Here is a 16,623-nt window from a genome sequence, read left to right as displayed (position 1 = left end):
CTCGACTTGCATGTATTAGGCACGCCGCCAGCGTTCGTCCTGAGCCAGGATCAAACTCTCCATAAAAGAAAATCTGATTGTACTCATTGACTTGCTAGCGAGATTATTCATCTCATTTATAGTCGATTGCTCGACTGTGCTTACTCACTCGTTGTTCAGTTTTCAAAGATCAATGTCCTTCTTGTCCAACCCGCTCTCTTTCGAAAGCCGGAAGACCAATATACCATACTTACATTTACTTTGCAACTTGTTTTTCTCAAGTTACTCGTTATTCCCGCATGTCCCAGCGGCAACTTTTATAAGATACCACAGATACTTCGGTTGAGTCAACCCATGAAACCACTGTATTTTTTTCCCACCTAAAGCAAGGTTAATTTCAAGCCTACGAGGAGCAGAAGCCCAGGCACGCCTAGAACCGTTACCGTCCCTATCGTAGCCGTATTAATCGGCAAGTCCATATGCGTGTAAGCACTCAGCAGATTCAATGTGTACAGGAGAAATGCCGCCACAACAACATTTAATCCCAGAGCAGATAACAGCCTCCCACCGCCACGGTTACGCAAAACAGTAACAAACAGCATTAGTGAGGACAGCACGAGTAATCCCCATACCGCATATTTGATATACACGCTCTACACCTCCAATAATCGATCCGTATCAATCATGCTCAGATTTAACTTTTTAGCTTGCTTGATTAACATTTCAAATCTTTTTTCTGCGGCTTCCATCGCATAGATGGCATAATCAATCTGATCCTTGTCCAATGCAAATTCAAAATGCGCCTGAGCCGCCACCCAATTGGCATGAGCCGTACGAATTTCTTGAATCAGCATCTGCTTGTCCCTCAAAAGCTCCTCTTTCACGCTCTTTTTGGATTGTGGATTTTTCCGTCCGTACATGCCTAATAATGCTGGTCTCATTCTGCAACTCCTCCATGGCCCAAATGCGGGTTAATCTATCCTTATGCATATGGGAGGAAAGGAATATTTAGAACTTATGTACTTCTTTTATATAAACAAAAAAGAGAGCTTTTCAGCCCCCTTTTTACAGTAATCCATTTATAATTCCCTGCGGCCTTCCATAGCTTTGGACAGCGTCACTTCATCCGCATATTCCAAATCTCCACCCACAGGCAGTCCGTGTGCGATACGCGTAACCTTGAGACCGAATGGTTTCACTAATCTGGACAAGTACATGGCCGTAGCTTCGCCTTCGATATTCGGGTTCGTTGCCAAAATTAACTCCTGCACGGTTTCATCCCCCAACCGCTTGAGTAATTCTGCGATATGAATTTGATCGGGTCCGATCCCCTCCATTGGGGAAATCGCACCATGCAGAACATGATAGTAGCCTTCGAACTCTTTGGTCCGTTCCAAAGCGACCAAGTCCTTCGGCTCCTGCACGACGCAAATGACAGAACCGTCCCTGTTCTTGTCTTGGCAGATCCGGCATGGATCAACATCCGTAATGTTGCAGCAGACTGAACAATAGTGGAGATTCCTCTTCACATTGACGAGCGCCTTCGCGAAATCAATCACGTCTTCTTCTTTCATGCGAAGCACATGAAAGGCAAGGCGCCCCGCCGTTTTGGGGCCTACTCCCGGCAAACGGGAGAAAGCATCGATTAACTTGGAAATCGGTTCGGGGTAATACAAAGGAAGTTCTCCCTCATCTTTCAGATTTGTAGCTCATGGTTGCGACTAGAACAAGCCAGGGATGTTCATTCCGCCGGTAAATTTGCCCATATCTTTGTTGGCGATTTCTTCCGCTTTGGCCATTGCATCATTTACTGCTGTCAGCACGAGATCTTGCAGCATTTCAACATCGTCCGGATCAACAGCTTCAGGCTTGATTGTAATGCTTTGCACTTTCTTATGTCCGTTTACGACGCAAGTAACAACACCGCCGCCAGCTGTACCTTCAATAATTTTTGTGCCTAGTTCTTCTTGAGCCTTCATCATTTGCTCTTGCATTTTCTTCACTTGCTTCATCATTTGGTTCATGTTATTCATAGTCGTTTGCTCCTTTGTATTTAGTCTAGTCTTCTTTAATGGTTACTAACGATTCGCCAAACAATTGAATCGCTTCGGAGATCCACTCTTCCTTGGGAGGAGCTCCGGGACTACCCTCCTCCGCCACGAGTTCCATGACTTCAGGCGGGGAGCTGGTCGCATCATTCTTGGCGTCGTCCCACTCTTTGCGCATAACCGTAAGCAGCCGCATGGGCTTGCCGAACACAGAGGTCAGCACTTGCTCGATAATAAGCTTGTTTTCCGGTTTCTCCGTGGTGTTGCGGTGCATCTCGTTTTTGAAAGCAACCAATACCACATCGTCCAGCATCGATACCAAATCACCATTCACAAACCAAGCATGGACGGTAATTTTCTTCTCCTTGACCAGACCCAGTACCTGGCTCCATTTCATTAAAGCCGCCTTGGTTTCCGGACCTTCCGAAGCTTTCAAGTAACCATCCAGTTTGATGCCTGACTTCTTAGATGGCGCCGAAGCCACCGGCACTCTCGGGGCCGGCTTCGCTTCAGCCGGCGCACCCGTTACTCCCGATTTTACCAGTCCGGCTATCTGATCTTCAAGTTGTTTGAGCTTTTGGCTCATTTGCGCGATAAGATCGCTTTGAGGCATCCGACTGGCTGCATCCGCCGCCTGGCTTACAGCCGTACTGCCTTCGCCTCTGTGGCCGCCGCACATTTTCATAATGGAAATTTCGAGCAGCGTTTGGGGCTGTACGGAATACTTCATTTCGCTCTGATAATGATTCAGCGTTTCAATCATACCCATCATTTCGTTTGGCGTGAAGTGACTGGCAACCTCGCTGAGCTCACGCATATCAAAAACGCGTTCTGCGATGACGGGCGAATTAGGAACCATGCGAACCATAAGCAAATCGCGGAAGTAGTCAATCAAATTCTCGATGCATTTGTCAGCGCTTTTGCCTTCCTGCATAAACGTATCGATCAGCTCCAGCGCGGCTCCAAGATTCTTCTCCTTAATGCAGAGCACGAGCTTCTTGAATTGATCGGAAGCCACACCGCCGGTGATGGACAAAATATCTGAGAGCTGCACTTCACCCGTCGCAAAAGACGCCGCCTGATCCAACAGGCTAAGCGCATCGCGCATTCCGCCATCGGATAGCCGTGCAATATAATGAAGAGCTTCCTCGTTAATCGAGATCTGTTCCTGATCGCAAATATATGTCAGCCGCTGCACCTGATCATCCATCGAAACCCGCCGAAAGTCGAAACGCTGGCAACGGGAAATAATCGTTGCCGGAATCTTATGCGGCTCGGTCGTCGCTAAGACGAACATGACATGGGCCGGCGGCTCCTCAAGCGTTTTAAGCAGGGCGTTGAAAGCCTCCGTGGTGAGCATGTGCACTTCGTCAATGATATAGACTTTCTGTCTGACTTCGGTAGGGGCATACTTCACTTTATCCCGAATATCCCGAATTTCTTCAACGCCGCGGTTGGAAGCGGCATCGATCTCAACCACATCCATGACAGCGCCATCCGTAATCCGTTCACATGCGGAGCAAGCGTTGCAAGGCTCCTCAGCCGGGCCGTTTAAGCAGTTAACCGCTTTGGCTAATATTTTGGCCGTACTTGTCTTCCCTGTTCCCCGAGGACCGTTGAACAAATAAGCATGGGTAAGGCGATTTTCCCGCAAAGAATTCTGCAGTGTCTGCGTGATATGTTTCTGACCGACAACTTCACGAAACGTCTGAGACCTCCACGTTCGATATAGAGCAATATGTGCCATAGTGTTCCTCTCCAATAATCCCTGCGTGGAATGCTGAATCCATTATACTATAACCCACCTGGGGATGAAATAGAGGATCAAGCATAGGCTTACCCGGACAAAAGAAAAAACGCCCTGCGAGATGGCGTTCTAGTTCAAGTTCGTATTAGGTTCATCATTAAACCGTGCACCTGTTATTGATAAAGTGATACAAGCGTACTCTTATCGTTAGCTCAAGTCAGGCAGCCCTTCGGCACATGAAACATCTCACTTACGGCTGCTTCCTTCCAGACCTGACCGGGTTCATGAGCATCCATTGCGAAGGACCCAACTCTCAACACCACGTGTAAGAGCCAGACCTCACATCACAGTACCGCTAACAGGAATTCAACCTCGCTACAGCGGATTGCGAGTTACAGGGCACCGCTACCTCCCCGTCTAGCACAGTAAAAATAGTATAGCCGATTCCTATTCAAATAGCAACTAAGGGGTAAAATCTACCTGAGTCCGGCTTCCTACATCGGTTTCACCGTAATTTTGTACCGTGGCATATTCGTCACCAAGGCATTTCTGGCTTGCGAAAGCAGCTCTTCGACCTGAGCCGCCGTCATATCCGGTTTCGGTTTTATTTTCACCCGAGCATTCGGTCCGTTAATGGCAATATTGGATTTCTCAATTCCTTGAAATTGTGCGAGCACACCCTTCATTACATTCGCATCGTCCTCATAATGATGATACGTAGGGTTAAGCGGATCGTTCGGATTCACACTTGTGATTCCCAAATAGCCGTCCTTCTTGTAGTGCTGCGCTTTATACTTGGCCTCATTCGTCTGCGGCGGATTCTTGTTGTCCGAACTAATTCCGCAACCAACCAAGCTCATGGCAAGCAGGATGGCTGCTGTTATTCTAAGCATACCCCTGAACATAAAAACACCTCCCATTGGCCTCTAAGTCTAAGCTTAGGATGACCAAGGAAGGATGTCTTATGCTGATTGGCAGCAAAGAAATTGATACCAATTAGATTCCGTATTTCTTTTTGAACTTGTCGACACGGCCGCCTACATCGATAAACTTTTGTTTACCAGTGTAGAAAGGATGGCAATTGGAGCAAATCTCAACGCGAAGATTTTGCTTGATTGAACCCGTTTCGAACACATTACCACAAGCGCAAGTCACTGTGGTTGCATGATAAGTAGGATGAATACCTGCTTTCATGTTGGTTCACCTCTTTCCGCCCTGAATCATTTGCTGAAACAGAGTTAATGGACGTACTTTTGCATTGTAGCATACCCGGAAGTTCTATTGCAATGGAAAAAACAACGGGAAGACTCTTTCTTAGAGAACCAATGTCGCATTCCGGTCGCTGGTGTAGAACTTTGGCGTATGCGAGTAAGATCCAAGCACAACATCCGGCAATTCCTGCTCAAAAATCTCGATCATTTGCTTCATGCCCAGCAGCTCGCCGCGAGCTTTAGGGATAATCCCCAAATAGCTTTCAGGATCAATATTCAGGTTGCGCAATTGAATTAATTTCAAACCCGTTCTGCGCACGAATTCGATCATAGCTTCAATCTCTTCTTCCCGATCGGTTACGCCCGGAAAAACGAGATAGTTGATCGAGGTAATGACACCTTTGTCGGTAGCGTAGCGCAGAGATTTCTCTACATTCTTGAGCGTATACGCTCTTGGCTTGTAGTAAGCATTGTAGTGATCATCCAACGCGCTGATCGTACTAACCCGCATCAGATCAAGCCCTGCATCCACGATGCCGCGGATATGGTCTGTCAGCCCGGCATTCGTATTGATGTTAATGTAGCCCATCTTCGTCTGCTCGCGCACCTGCTTAATAGCCGGAATAATGAGCGCAGCCTGTGTGCTGGGCTCCCCTTCACAGCCTTGACCGAAGGAGATAATACTCTCCGGTGTGCGCAGATGCTCCAGCATGATTTGGGTGATCTCTTCGATCTGCGGCTTGAAATTCATCCGCGTCTGCGGCGCCACGAAGCCGCTCTCATCGGGCTGTTCCGATATGCATCCGAAGCAGCCGGCGTTGCAGGAATAGGAGACCGGAACGGCCCCTTCCCAACGCTGGAGAAACGTATTGGAAGCCGTCAGACACTCATAGCCGAGCGCACAGTTCGACAAGTGGGCATACAGGCGATTTTCCGGATACTTGGCCGTCAAGGTCTTGACCTGGGATTCCAGTTCCGTAACATCGCAATGAATCGGATTCCAGAAGTACGGATTATCCGTCAAACGAGCGGCTACATAGAAAGCGTCATCCTTCCATACAACGGCGGTATAACCAAACAGCGGCAGTGCCTTGGTCTTGTCCGATTTGACATAGCCGGGAAGCAGCAGACGCGTGAAGCCCTGCGGCAGCAGCGCGCCAACGGCATGATAGTCGCCCGGAACGAGTTTCATCTCGCCAGTCTCGGCATCAATGCCTACCGGTCTTGTGAACGGAAGACTAACAAGCGTCGCCCCTTCGGGCAGCGGAATCAGCTCGTCTTCCATAATTTCTGTGATCATTTCCGCGTTTCGACCAAGCGCCAGATAATCCGGATGATCGAACACGTTTCCTTGTGAGTCTGAATAAACCAAATTCATAACGGTACTCCTCTATATGCGTTAAGCATCTTCCGCATCGCTTTAGGATGCAGAGTTTTTCACTTTCCCTTTGCTTGCACCACCTGATGATGAACCGCCGGCTGAAGGAGATGCCAATGAGTCCAGGAACTCTTGATTCGTCTTCGCTTCGGCAAGCTTCTTGATGAAGGATTCGGTATATTCATGGGAATCGTTCATGCCTTTGCGAAGTGCCCAAATTTTCTCGAGCTCTTCTTTGCCTTGAAGCGCTTCTTCGCGGCGCGTACCGGATCTGCGAATATCGATCGCAGGGAAAATACGGCGCTCCGCCATTTTACGATCCAGATGAAGCTCAAGATTCCCTGTCCCTTTAAATTCTTCATAAATGACGTCATCCATACGCGAACCCGTTTCTACAAGCGCGGTGGCGAGAATCGTCAAGCTGCCGCCTTCCTCGATGTTACGGGCAGCCCCGAAGAAACGCTTCGGACGATGGAAGGCACCGGGATCAATACCCCCGGATAGCGTCCGGCCTGTAGGCGGAACGACAAGATTGTACGCCCTGGCCAAGCGCGTGATGCTGTCCAGCAGGATAACAACGTCTTTCTTATGTTCAACTAGACGCATAGCGCGCTCTAGGACTAGCTCTGCAACCTTAATGTGATTCTCAGGCAGTTCATCGAACGTAGATGCAACAACCTCACCTTTCACAGAACGCTGCATATCGGTAACTTCCTCCGGACGCTCATCGATAAGCAGAACGAAAAGCTCAATGTCCGGGTAGTTGGTGGAAATACTGTTGGCGATCTCTTTCAACAGCAATGTTTTCCCTGCTTTAGGAGGCGCTACAATCAAACCGCGTTGACCCAGCCCTACTGGAGCAAGCAAATCCATGATACGCATGGATAATTTGTTAGGCTCCGTTTCCAGGGTAATGCGCTTGTCCGGATAGAGCGGCGTCAACGCCGGGAAATGAAGCCGCTCAGCGGCCGTTTCCGGCTTCTCGCCATTGACCGCTTCAACCTGAAGAAGCCCGAAATAGCGCTCATTCTCCTTAGGCGGACGGCATTTGCCCGAGACAATATCCCCGGAGCGCAAATCAAATTTGCGAATTTGGGACGCAGAAATATAAATGTCCTCTGAGCTTGGAAGATAGTTAATTGGACGCAAGAAACCGAAGCCCTCTTGAAGGATCTCAAGAACACCTTGCATAAACATTAGACCACTCTCAGCAGCTTGTGCACGTAAAATTGCAAAGATGAGTTCTTTTTTCTTCAGCGTACCGTAATATGGAATCTGATGTTTCTTAGCTAGTTTATATAATTCAGTAAGCTTGAGTACTTCAAGCTCAGCAAGCTGCATGCTCATGATTCAACCACCAAACTATTAAATTTTCAATTGGATTCTAGCATTGCCTGTTGTATGGAACTTTATTCCTTAATCTGCGTTCTCGCGCCAAACCTCGGCACCAAGGGAAGACAGATTGAACACCAAGTTCTCATACCCCCGGTCAATAAACTCAACGCCTGACACTTCCGTGATACCGCCCGTTCTTACGCTAAGACCGGCAAGCACAAGTGAAGCTCCCGCTCTCAAATCCGTGGCTCTGACTTTAGCCGAGCTGAGCTGAGAACCTTCGATAATCGCGGAACGTCCTTCGACTTTCATCTTCGCTCCCATACGCACAAGCTCTGGGATGTGTTTGAAGCGGTTGCTGTACACATGATCCGTAAGTATGCTGACACCTCTGGCTTGGCACAGCAGGCTTGCCATCGGAGATTGCAAATCGGTTGCAAACCCAGGGTAAATTAATGCTTTTACATCGACGCTTGAGTATTCCGGCTGACCTACTACACGAATGGACTCATCCATTTCGTAGATATGTACACCCATTTCTTGAAGCTTCGCCGTCAAAGCCTCCATATGTTTAGGAATGACGTTGTCCACGGTTACATCGCCGCGCGTAGCCGCTGCAGCAATCATATACGTCCCCGCTTGGATGCGGTCGGGAATAATGGAATGACGGCAGCCATGCATTTCCGTTACCCCTTCGATCCGGATCGTATCCGTACCGGCTCCCTTAATTTTCGCACCCATCGAGTTTAAAAGTGTAGCCACATCTATAATTTCAGGCTCTTTCGCCGCGTTTTCGATAATCGTGTTGCCTTTCGCGCGCGAGGCCGCCAACATAATGTTAATCGTCGCGCCGACACTCGCCATATCCAAGTAAATTTTCGCGCCGCGCAGCTCTTTAGCCCGAATTCTTAAAGCGCCATTTTCATTGCTCACTTGAGCTCCTAATGCTTCAAAACCTTTGATATGCAAATCGATCGGACGCGGTTCGAAATTGCATCCGCCCGGGAGACCGATGTTTGCTTCACCGAATCTTCCAAGCAGCGCTCCCATCAAATAATAGGAGGCTCTCAATTTCTTAACTTTCCCATTGGGCATCGGCAAGGATTTCATCCGGCTCGGATCAATCGTCATCCGGTCTTCATTCCAATCGATTGTAGCCCCTAAGTCTGTCAAAATTTCTGTATATGTAGCCACATCACTCAAATGCGGCAGATTATCCAACGTTACCGGCGTTTCAGCAAGAATCGCAGCTGGAATAAGTGCAACTGCACTATTCTTAGCTCCGCTAATTTGAACAGTCCCTCGCAGTGGACGTCCCCCGACCACCATTAATTTCTCCAACATCGTTCTCCCCCTAAATCCAGGTGCCTTTCAGCCAATGCAAACTCTACAACTCTATGAACATAAAAAGGGCTCTATTGACACATAAAAAAAATGATAATAAAAAACGCTTACAGCTTCCATGAAGAACAAAAGACAAAAACAGAAGAAGGAAACGCCCGTAAGAACACAAACGATGGATTTCTCCATCCTTCGTCTGCGTCTTACTGCATTTCCTACTGCATCTATACAATTAATAATTAAGCTTGGTTGCTGCTACCGAACAATTGAATTTTGGATTTTACAACTTCGACCATTGCGTTACGAGCTGGGGTGAGATATTTACGAGGATCATAAATTTTTGCGTCCTTGTTCAGAGCCGCGCGGATCGTTTCTGTGCATGCCACTTGGTTTTCAGTGTTAACGTTGATTTTGCCAACGCCTGCTGCGATCGATTTGCGGATCATTTCGTCAGGTACGCCGGATCCGCCGTGCAATACAACCGGAACTGGAATCGCTTTGGAAACTTGTTCGATAATATCAAAGTGAATGTTAGGCTCGCCAGCGTACATACCATGTGCAGTACCTACTGCGATAGCCAGACAGTCAACGCCTGTTTCTTCGTAGAAGCGGATCGCTTCTTCTGGTTTTGCAAGGTTAGCATGCTCTTCGTCCACCGAGATGTCATCCTCAACACCGCCGATTGTTCCAAGCTCACCCTCAACGGATACGCCCATTGCACGAGCAGCTTTAACAACTTCTTTCGTCAAGCGGATGTTTTCTTCGAATGAATAGTGTGAGCCGTCGAACATAACGGAGCTGAATCCTGCGCGGATACATTTCATTGCTACTTCAAAGGAGCTGCCGTGATCTAAGTGCAAAGCAATCGGCAAACCGGATTTCTTAGCCGCTGCTTCCGCAATTGCTACTGTAAATTCGATACCCATATATTTCAGTGCGCCTTCGCTTACACCGTAAATGAAAGGGGATTTCAGTTCCATTGCAGCTTCCACGATCGCTTGAGCAAATTCAAGGTTGTTCATGTTAAACTGACCTACCGCGAATTTGTTCGCTTTTGCCTTAGGTAAAAACTCATTCATTGAAACCAATGCCATGTTTCTCTTCCTCCTAGAACCTTTTTGTAGTTTTGCGTAGACCGCTCTTGTCATACCTGAGTTATTATAGCACATATATTTTCAAATGATAACCAAGCCCTTGCTTCTCAGCCACAAAAAAAGACCCTATGACTAGGATCCCACCGCAAAACCGCTGCTAGATTCATTATTTAACTGCATATTAACCGCCATGCGCAACTCATCAATATCAAACGGCTTCGTAAAATGCATAATGGCACCCAGATCCGTCGCTTCTTTAATCATATCCAGCTCACCATAAGCCGTCATCATAATTACTTTGATAGAGGCATCGATGGCTTTCACATGCTTCAAAATATCAAGGCCGTCCATTCCGGGAATCTTCATATCCAATAATAGTAGGTCAGGCGAAGAATTTTTGACGATTTCTAAAGCCAGTTTACCATTAGAGGCTTGATAAGTATCGTATCCTTCGTTGCTGAATACCTCCATTAACAGTACGCGAATTCCATTTTGATCATCGACAATCAGTACTTTCTTCTTCATCAGCCTAGTTCCCTCCCGAAAAACGAATAGCAAATCCCCTGCACTTCACAGTAGATAAGGTATTCGCTATCCATTTCCATTTTCCTTCAAGAGGGACGGCCAAATTGAAAACTTTTACAAATAAGTTGTTTTTCAGGAGGCGCTTGGCCTCGCCAATTAGTGCTTGATACCTTGAGCCGCCTTCACAAACTCACGGAACAACGGCTGCGGACGGTTCGGACGCGATGTAAACTCCGGATGGAATTGCACCGCCAAGAACCAAGGGTGGCCTGGAAGCTCGACCATTTCGACCAAGCGGCCGTCCGGCGAAGTACCGGAAATGCGCAAGCCGGCAGATTCGATCAGATCGCGGTATTCATTGTTGAATTCGTAGCGGTGACGATGTCTCTCATAAACAAGCTCGTCATTGTAACATTCCTCCGCCAAAGAACCTGGAACGATTTTGCAAGGATACAGACCGAGACGCATCGTACCGCCAAGATTCTCGATATCCTTCTGTTCAGGCAGAAGATCGATAACCGGATAAGGAGTCGTCGGGTTGATCTCGGAGGAGTTCGCACCATCCAAACCGGAAACGGAACGCGCATACTCGATAACAGCCACTTGCATACCCAGACAGATACCGAAGAATGGAATTTTCTTCTCACGCGCATAGCGAATAGCGGATACTTTGCCTTCAATCCCGCGATCGCCGAATCCGCCAGGCACCAGAATGCCTTGAACGCCGGAAAGCAGCTCATCTACGTTATGATCGTAAACCTCTTCAGCATTGACCCAACGAATGCTAATCTCGGAGTCGTTATCAATGCCCGCATGTCCAAGGGCTTCAACAATACTCAAATAAGCGTCATGCAAAGCAACATATTTCCCTACGATCGCGATTTCGGTTTTCTTCGTTAAGGACTTCACTTTGCGAACCAGACTTTCCCACTCAGCCATATCCGGCTCGTTCGTTTTGAGCTTCAGGTGATTGACGACGTAATCGTCAAGTCCTTGCTCGCGAAGCATCATCGGCACTTCGTATAATGTTTCCGCATCTTTACACTCGATCACAGCCGCCGGATCAATATCGCAGAACAATGCAAGCTTACGCTTCATCTCTTCTGTCAAGGAGTGCTCGGTGCGGCAAACGATAACGTGAGGCTGGATGCCTAAGCCGCGCAGTTCTTTCACACTGTGCTGCGTCGGTTTGGTTTTCACTTCGCCGGCCGCTTTAATATAAGGAATCAGCGTAACGTGAATGTACATTACATTCTCGCGGCCGATATCATTTTTCATTTGACGAATGGCTTCTAAGAAAGGAAGGCTCTCGATATCGCCGACCGTACCGCCGATTTCCGTAATGACAACATCCGATTGCGCTTCGCGGCCTGCGCGCAGGACACGATCTTTGATTTCATTCGTAATGTGCGGGATAACCTGAACGGTTCCCCCGAGATATTCCCCTCTGCGTTCCTTGGTAATAACGGAGGAATACACTTTACCTGAAGTTACATTGGAGCTTTTGGACAGGTTGATATCGATGAAACGTTCATAATGGCCTAAATCCAAATCCGTTTCCGCTCCGTCATCAGTTACGAAGACTTCACCGTGCTGGTAAGGACTCATGGTCCCCGGATCCACGTTAATGTACGGATCGAACTTTTGAATCGTAACCTTCAGACCTCTGTTCTTTAGCAGTCTTCCTAAGGAAGCTGCCGTAATTCCTTTGCCAAGGGAAGAAACTACGCCTCCCGTAACGAAAATGTATTTTGTCACTATGTACGCCTCCTTTTAGTTTTCGCCAGATAACTGGCGTCGTGAGCTCGAGCTGGTTGTTGGCCAACTGTCTTTCTATGCAAAAAGCTTACAGCGTAAGCATTCGCTATCGTTGTCGTGATGCCACTGCCTCGGATTTAGTTTCTACCAAATGAGGGTTTTCATGAAAATATGGTGAAAAAACAGCCTGAAAACAAAAAAAAGTGACACCCGTAGTGACGGGGCACTTTTTTGAACGCTTGCGCGATTTGTTAAGATTCTTTTAAAGCCCATGCAATAGTTTACTCTGAACGGGCAGCGGCTGTCAAGACAAGTTATTTGTCGTCGTCTTCCTCGTCATCCAAATCGGAATCGTCTTCATCCAGATCGGCATCGTCGTCCAAATCGTCATCTTCCTCATCGTCGGACTCCTCAATGCCCTCTTCGCCAAGATCCTCTTCCATCTCTTCATCCTCGAAGAATTCCGTATCCTCTTCGGCTTCTTCCTCTTCGGATTCCGTACCAAACGCATCGTACTCGTCTTCCTCAGCGTATGTATCTTCTTCCTCAGCGTAGATGTCTTCATCCAGATCGTCGTCTTCGTCGTTGATGATTCTCGGACGCTTCGCGTTGCCAACCGCATCGTCTGATTTCTCGACAGGATACCAGCGTTTCAAGCCCCACAGGTTCGTACCTACGCAGGCAAAACGTCCATCGATGTTGATTTCCGTATATAGTTGGGCAATCACTTGCATCACATGCTGCTCGGACAACCCTTTAATTTTTGCAATTTCTGCCATCAAGTCACGGTAATAAAACGGCGTATTCGCCGACTTCAGTAATTCAAACGCCAAATCCACCATCGGCATTTCGCGTGCTTGTTCTGTGGTGATTTTGAGTGTGTATTCGCTACTCATCTAAGGCACATCCCTTTCGACCGTCTTCTTCACTTCTTCTATCTACCTTATCCAATATCTTCATTAAGTAAAACCTATTTTTTCTAAAATTGCAACTACCCTCAAAAAACCTTTCAGACAGCCTGCCTAAAATGAATACAAGCGAAGGTCCCCCTTCGCTTGTGACTGTATCCTAAGGAAACGATGTGAACGAGTCACGGCCGTTTCCATTACCTGAGGAAGAGACACTCCTGCTCGCGCCTCTCTATTTATCCTATGTAAAAACAGCTCATCTGACACGGCTTCGCACCCATTTATTTCTATAAAGGCTATCACACGGTCAGAAGAGGTGACCTGTACATAAGATAGGGGAGACTCGATTCTAAGTTGTCATGGGGGGATGGCACGTATGGATATAGCCACCTTTCTTCATTTGCTGCATGAGGAAATCGGACTCACCAAGCAATCCGGCAAAAAGCACATGATCCGTTTCTCATCGGCTAAGGACTACTACGCATGCAAATCCCAGCTAAAGCGAATGAGATCCCGGCTCAGCAACCTCTCCAAGGTCCGTGCTCTAGACATCATTCACGCCTTCTCCTGCACGCTCCATCCCGATTCGAAACTCAAGCATTCTGCTGGCTGCCCGGTCATTGAAGAAGATACGAAAGTTTCCGTTCATCAATTGATCAGGAGCAAACCCACGATCAAGCGAGCCAGCGCGCAATCCGGTTCAGGCTCCAATACAATCCCCTGGGGCGTTAATCAAATTGGGGCGCCTGAAGTTTGGAACAAGTCTTTAGGTTTAAACGTCCGGGTAGGCGTCATCGACACCGGGATCGACTACAATCACCCTGACTTAAGGAATTCAATCTCAAGGGGAATCAATCTTTTAAACCAAAGTATGCTTCCTTTTGATGATAACGGCCATGGTACGCATATTGCAGGCACCATCGCGGCAACCGGCCGCCAAACAGGCATCATCGGCGTAGCGCCCAGGTCCATCATTCATCCCGTCAAAGCATTCGACCACAGCGGAAGCGCTTATGTGTCAGACATTATTGCCGGCATCGATTGGTGCGTTAACAACGATCTCGATATTATCAATATGAGCTTTGGCATGAAGTCATACAACCGTGCTCTGGAGCAAGCGGTATTGAACGCCTACTACAGAGGCAAAGTCATTGTTGCCTCATCCGGCAATGACGGCAAAAGAAAAACGATCGACTACCCCGCCCGCTTCCCGCAGGTCGTCTCCGTAGGAGCGACAACACGGCTGGGCCGTATTGCTCCTTTCAGCAACCGCGGCAAACAAATTGATATTTATGCACCGGGAGAACGCGTCTATTCCTCCTGGCTTCACGGCAAATACAACGAGCTCAGCGGCACTTCGATGGCTACCGCTCATGTCAGCGGCGTTATCGCCTTGATGCTGTCCGTCAAGCCCTTGTCGCCGCAGCAAATCAAAAGCGTGCTGCGCCGCTGCGCGATTGGCTTTAACAAGCGCGAGAGCAAGCGCTGGCAGCCCGGGCATCTCAATGCCCGGCGGGCCTTGCGAGCTGCGAGGCAGGTGTGAGGCTGGGCGAAACATAAAAGGAGTTAAGCCGCGTATTGCCGGCTTAACTCCTTTTTGGTGTTCATGATGGCTGAGCGGGTTACATCCGCTCCGGTGCGGATACGCCAACCACGCGAAGCGTATTGGCCAGGGTCGTGCGCAGCGCGCCGAGCAGCGCAAGGCGCGCTTGAGTCAAGGCTGCGTCCTCTGTGATGACGTAGTGGCCTCTGTAGTAGCTATGGAACTGGCTCGCCAGTTCGTATACATAGCGGATCATCCGGTGCGGCGCGTACTGGTCCGCCGCAATGGCGATCTCCTCCGGAAGCTCGCCGATCTTGCGAAGCAAGTCGAACTCGGCTTCCGAGGAAAGCTGGTGCAGGTCCACCTGCTCCAGCGGGAGCACCGCGATGCCTTGCTCTTCTGCCTGGCGGAAGATCGAGCAGATCCGTGCATGCGCGTACTGCACATAGTACACCGGGTTCTCATTGGACTGGGAAACCGCTAAGTCCATGTCAAAATCCAAATGCGAGTCCATGCTGCGCATCGCGAAGAAATAACGGATCGGGTCCACGCCGACCTCGTCCATGAGATCCTCCATCGTGACCGCTTTGCCGGTCCGCTTGGACATTTTGACCTTTTCCCCGTTTTGGAAAAGGCTCACCATTTGCGCGATCAAGACGACGAGTCGATCCGCTTCGAAGCCCAGCGCCGTCATGGCCGCTTTCATCCGCGGGATGTACCCGTGGTGGTCGGCGCCCCAAATGTTGATCAGGCGCTCGAAGCCGCGTCCGAATTTGTTGCGGTGGTACGCGATGTCAGGCGTCAGGTACGTGAAGGAGCCGTCGTTCTTGATCAACACGCGGTTCTTGTCGTCGCCCAGCGGAGTGGTATTCAGCCATGTCGCGCCTTCTTCTTCATAGATATGTCCATTAGCGCGCAGTTCTTGCAGCACCGGCGGAATGAGATTGTCTTCATAGATCGACGTCTCGGAGAACCAGTTGTCGAAACGCACGCCGAAACGGCTTAAGTCGCGTTTGATTTTGTCGAGTTCCTTTTTCAAGCCATAAGAACGGAAAAACACGCGGCGCTCCTCTTCAGGCAAGCTGAGCAGGCGATCGCCTTCCTCTGCGGCAAGATCTGCCGCAAAGCCTTTGATATCTTCTCCGAAATAGCCGTCTTCCGGCATTTCAGCTTCTTGACCCAGCGCTTGCAAATAGCGGGCTTCGATCGATTTGGCCAAATTCACGACTTGGTTCCCCGCATCGTTAATGTAGTACTCCCGGGAAACTTCGTAACCTGCAAGGTCCAGCACGTTACACAGCACGTCGCCGACGGCCGCCCCGCGGGCATGTCCTAAATGAAGAGAACCTGTCGGGTTGGCGCTGACAAACTCAACTTGCACTTTAAGCCCTTTACCTACGTTTCTCGCTCCGTAACGCTCCCCTTGTTTAAGAACATCCGCAATGACAGGGTAAAGGTATACTTTATTCATTTTAAAATTAATAAAACCCGGTCCGGCGATCTCGGCTTCTGCGATATTCGCTTTATCCTTCTGCAGATTCGCAATAATCTGCTCTGCGATTTGCCTTGGATTCTGCTTCGCAATCCGGGTCAGCTGCATCGCAATGTTCGTTGCGAAATCCCCGTGCGTTTTCTCCTTCGGCACTTCAAGAATAATTTCCGGCAGTTGCGCCGCATCCACAATCCCCGCAGCAGCAACTGCGTCTGCGATCGCTTGTTTCACTATGACTTTGACTTCGTTTAATACGTCCATTCT

At 48.8% G+C, this 16,623-nt stretch carries 16 protein-coding genes, 1 rRNA gene and 1 other RNA gene; 1 reads left to right on the top strand and 17 read right to left on the bottom strand.

What is annotated here, in order from left to right; all coding sequences use genetic code 11:
- The 16 genes from AC3WRW_RS13170 to rpoE all read right to left on the bottom strand — a co-directional run.
- Positions 1-66 (bottom strand): 16S ribosomal RNA (locus tag AC3WRW_RS13170); the annotation flags it as partial.
- Between the two features lie 293 nt (positions 67-359).
- Entirely contained in the window at positions 360-629 is a 270-nt protein-coding gene (locus AC3WRW_RS13165; RefSeq protein WP_492546763.1) for a pro-sigmaK processing inhibitor BofA family protein, read from the bottom strand.
- A gap of 3 nt (positions 630-632) precedes the next feature.
- Positions 633-920: a DUF2508 family protein gene (locus AC3WRW_RS13160; RefSeq protein WP_492546762.1), complete on the bottom strand. Its 288-nt coding sequence runs from the start codon at positions 918-920 to the stop codon at positions 633-635.
- Between the two features lie 138 nt (positions 921-1,058).
- Positions 1,059-1,655 carry a recombination mediator RecR gene (recR, locus tag AC3WRW_RS13155; protein ID WP_127457620.1) on the bottom strand — a complete coding sequence of 199 codons (597 nt, stop codon included), beginning with the start codon at positions 1,653-1,655 and terminating at the stop codon, positions 1,059-1,061.
- A 45-nt stretch (positions 1,656-1,700) separates the two neighbouring features.
- Positions 1,701-2,012 (bottom strand): YbaB/EbfC family nucleoid-associated protein, encoded by a 312-nt coding sequence (locus AC3WRW_RS13150; protein WP_167054480.1) that lies wholly within the window; start codon positions 2,010-2,012, stop codon positions 1,701-1,703.
- A 25-nt stretch (positions 2,013-2,037) separates the two neighbouring features.
- A complete protein-coding gene (gene dnaX, locus AC3WRW_RS13145) occupies positions 2,038-3,774 on the bottom strand; it encodes a DNA polymerase III subunit gamma/tau (RefSeq protein WP_492546761.1) in 1,737 nt (578 codons plus the stop codon).
- Between the two features lie 162 nt (positions 3,775-3,936).
- Positions 3,937-4,200, bottom strand: an RNA gene (gene ffs / locus AC3WRW_RS13140) — signal recognition particle sRNA large type.
- A 68-nt stretch (positions 4,201-4,268) separates the two neighbouring features.
- Complete coding sequence (locus AC3WRW_RS13135) at positions 4,269-4,679, bottom strand: hypothetical protein (protein WP_492546760.1); 411 nt, start codon at positions 4,677-4,679, stop codon at positions 4,269-4,271.
- 91 nt (positions 4,680-4,770) lie between these two features.
- Complete coding sequence (gene rpmE, locus AC3WRW_RS13130; protein WP_029197218.1) at positions 4,771-4,968, bottom strand: 50S ribosomal protein L31; 198 nt, start codon at positions 4,966-4,968, stop codon at positions 4,771-4,773.
- A 120-nt stretch (positions 4,969-5,088) separates the two neighbouring features.
- Positions 5,089-6,363, bottom strand: a complete 1,275-nt coding sequence (locus AC3WRW_RS13125; protein WP_492546759.1) for a radical SAM family protein — start codon at positions 6,361-6,363, stop codon at positions 5,089-5,091.
- Between the two features lie 42 nt (positions 6,364-6,405).
- Positions 6,406-7,710, bottom strand: coding sequence for a transcription termination factor Rho (gene rho / locus AC3WRW_RS13120; protein ID WP_492546758.1), 1,305 nt, complete (start codon positions 7,708-7,710; stop codon positions 6,406-6,408).
- A 69-nt stretch (positions 7,711-7,779) separates the two neighbouring features.
- Positions 7,780-9,039 (bottom strand): UDP-N-acetylglucosamine 1-carboxyvinyltransferase, encoded by a 1,260-nt coding sequence (murA, locus tag AC3WRW_RS13115; protein ID WP_492546770.1) that lies wholly within the window; start codon positions 9,037-9,039, stop codon positions 7,780-7,782.
- A gap of 239 nt (positions 9,040-9,278) precedes the next feature.
- A complete protein-coding gene (gene fba, locus AC3WRW_RS13110) occupies positions 9,279-10,133 on the bottom strand; it encodes a class II fructose-1,6-bisphosphate aldolase (protein WP_171685310.1) in 855 nt (284 codons plus the stop codon).
- 132 nt (positions 10,134-10,265) lie between these two features.
- On the bottom strand, positions 10,266-10,658 hold the full coding sequence (locus AC3WRW_RS13105; protein ID WP_079418635.1) for a response regulator: 393 nt from the start codon (positions 10,656-10,658) through the stop codon (positions 10,266-10,268).
- A 156-nt stretch (positions 10,659-10,814) separates the two neighbouring features.
- Positions 10,815-12,416 carry a CTP synthase gene (gene pyrG / locus AC3WRW_RS13100; RefSeq protein ID WP_492546757.1) on the bottom strand — a complete coding sequence of 534 codons (1,602 nt, stop codon included), beginning with the start codon at positions 12,414-12,416 and terminating at the stop codon, positions 10,815-10,817.
- 314 nt (positions 12,417-12,730) lie between these two features.
- A complete protein-coding gene (gene rpoE, locus AC3WRW_RS13095; protein ID WP_492546756.1) occupies positions 12,731-13,312 on the bottom strand; it encodes a DNA-directed RNA polymerase subunit delta in 582 nt (193 codons plus the stop codon).
- 388 nt (positions 13,313-13,700) lie between these two features.
- Between rpoE and AC3WRW_RS13090 the strand changes: the two genes are divergently transcribed.
- On the top strand, positions 13,701-14,867 hold the full coding sequence (locus AC3WRW_RS13090; RefSeq protein WP_492546755.1) for a S8 family peptidase: 1,167 nt from the start codon (positions 13,701-13,703) through the stop codon (positions 14,865-14,867).
- A gap of 79 nt (positions 14,868-14,946) precedes the next feature.
- On the opposite strand, the gene argS is transcribed toward AC3WRW_RS13090, so the two are convergent.
- Positions 14,947-16,620, bottom strand: a complete 1,674-nt coding sequence (gene argS, locus AC3WRW_RS13085) for an arginine--tRNA ligase (protein ID WP_492546754.1) — start codon at positions 16,618-16,620, stop codon at positions 14,947-14,949.
- Positions 16,621-16,623 lie beyond the last annotated feature (3 nt).

It is taken from the genome of Paenibacillus sp. FW126-R14 (assembly GCF_058789495.1).
The sequence above is the reverse complement of the archived record's forward strand: the minus strand, read 5'-3'. Positions and strand labels throughout refer to the sequence as shown.

Excerpts from the sequence above, each read along its gene's own strand:
- AC3WRW_RS13160 (WP_492546762.1), bottom strand. The coding sequence starts at position 920 with ATGAGACCAGCATTATTAGGCATGTACGGACGGAAAAATCCACAATCC.
- AC3WRW_RS13150 (WP_167054480.1), bottom strand. The coding sequence starts at position 2,012 with ATGAATAACATGAACCAAATGATGAAGCAAGTGAAGAAAATGCAAGAG.
- dnaX (WP_492546761.1), bottom strand. The coding sequence starts at position 3,774 with ATGGCACATATTGCTCTATATCGAACGTGGAGGTCTCAGACGTTTCGT.
- AC3WRW_RS13135 (WP_492546760.1), bottom strand. The coding sequence starts at position 4,679 with ATGTTCAGGGGTATGCTTAGAATAACAGCAGCCATCCTGCTTGCCATG.
- rpmE (WP_029197218.1), bottom strand. The coding sequence starts at position 4,968 with ATGAAAGCAGGTATTCATCCTACTTATCATGCAACCACAGTGACTTGC.
- AC3WRW_RS13125 (WP_492546759.1), bottom strand. The coding sequence starts at position 6,363 with ATGAATTTGGTTTATTCAGACTCACAAGGAAACGTGTTCGATCATCCG.
- rho (WP_492546758.1), bottom strand. The coding sequence starts at position 7,710 with ATGAGCATGCAGCTTGCTGAGCTTGAAGTACTCAAGCTTACTGAATTA.
- fba (WP_171685310.1), bottom strand. The coding sequence starts at position 10,133 with ATGGCATTGGTTTCAATGAATGAGTTTTTACCTAAGGCAAAAGCGAAC.
- AC3WRW_RS13105 (WP_079418635.1), bottom strand. The coding sequence starts at position 10,658 with ATGAAGAAGAAAGTACTGATTGTCGATGATCAAAATGGAATTCGCGTA.
- rpoE (WP_492546756.1), bottom strand. The coding sequence starts at position 13,312 with ATGAGTAGCGAATACACACTCAAAATCACCACAGAACAAGCACGCGAA.
- AC3WRW_RS13090 (WP_492546755.1), top strand. The coding sequence starts at position 13,701 with ATGGATATAGCCACCTTTCTTCATTTGCTGCATGAGGAAATCGGACTC.
- argS (WP_492546754.1), bottom strand. The coding sequence starts at position 16,620 with ATGGACGTATTAAACGAAGTCAAAGTCATAGTGAAACAAGCGATCGCA.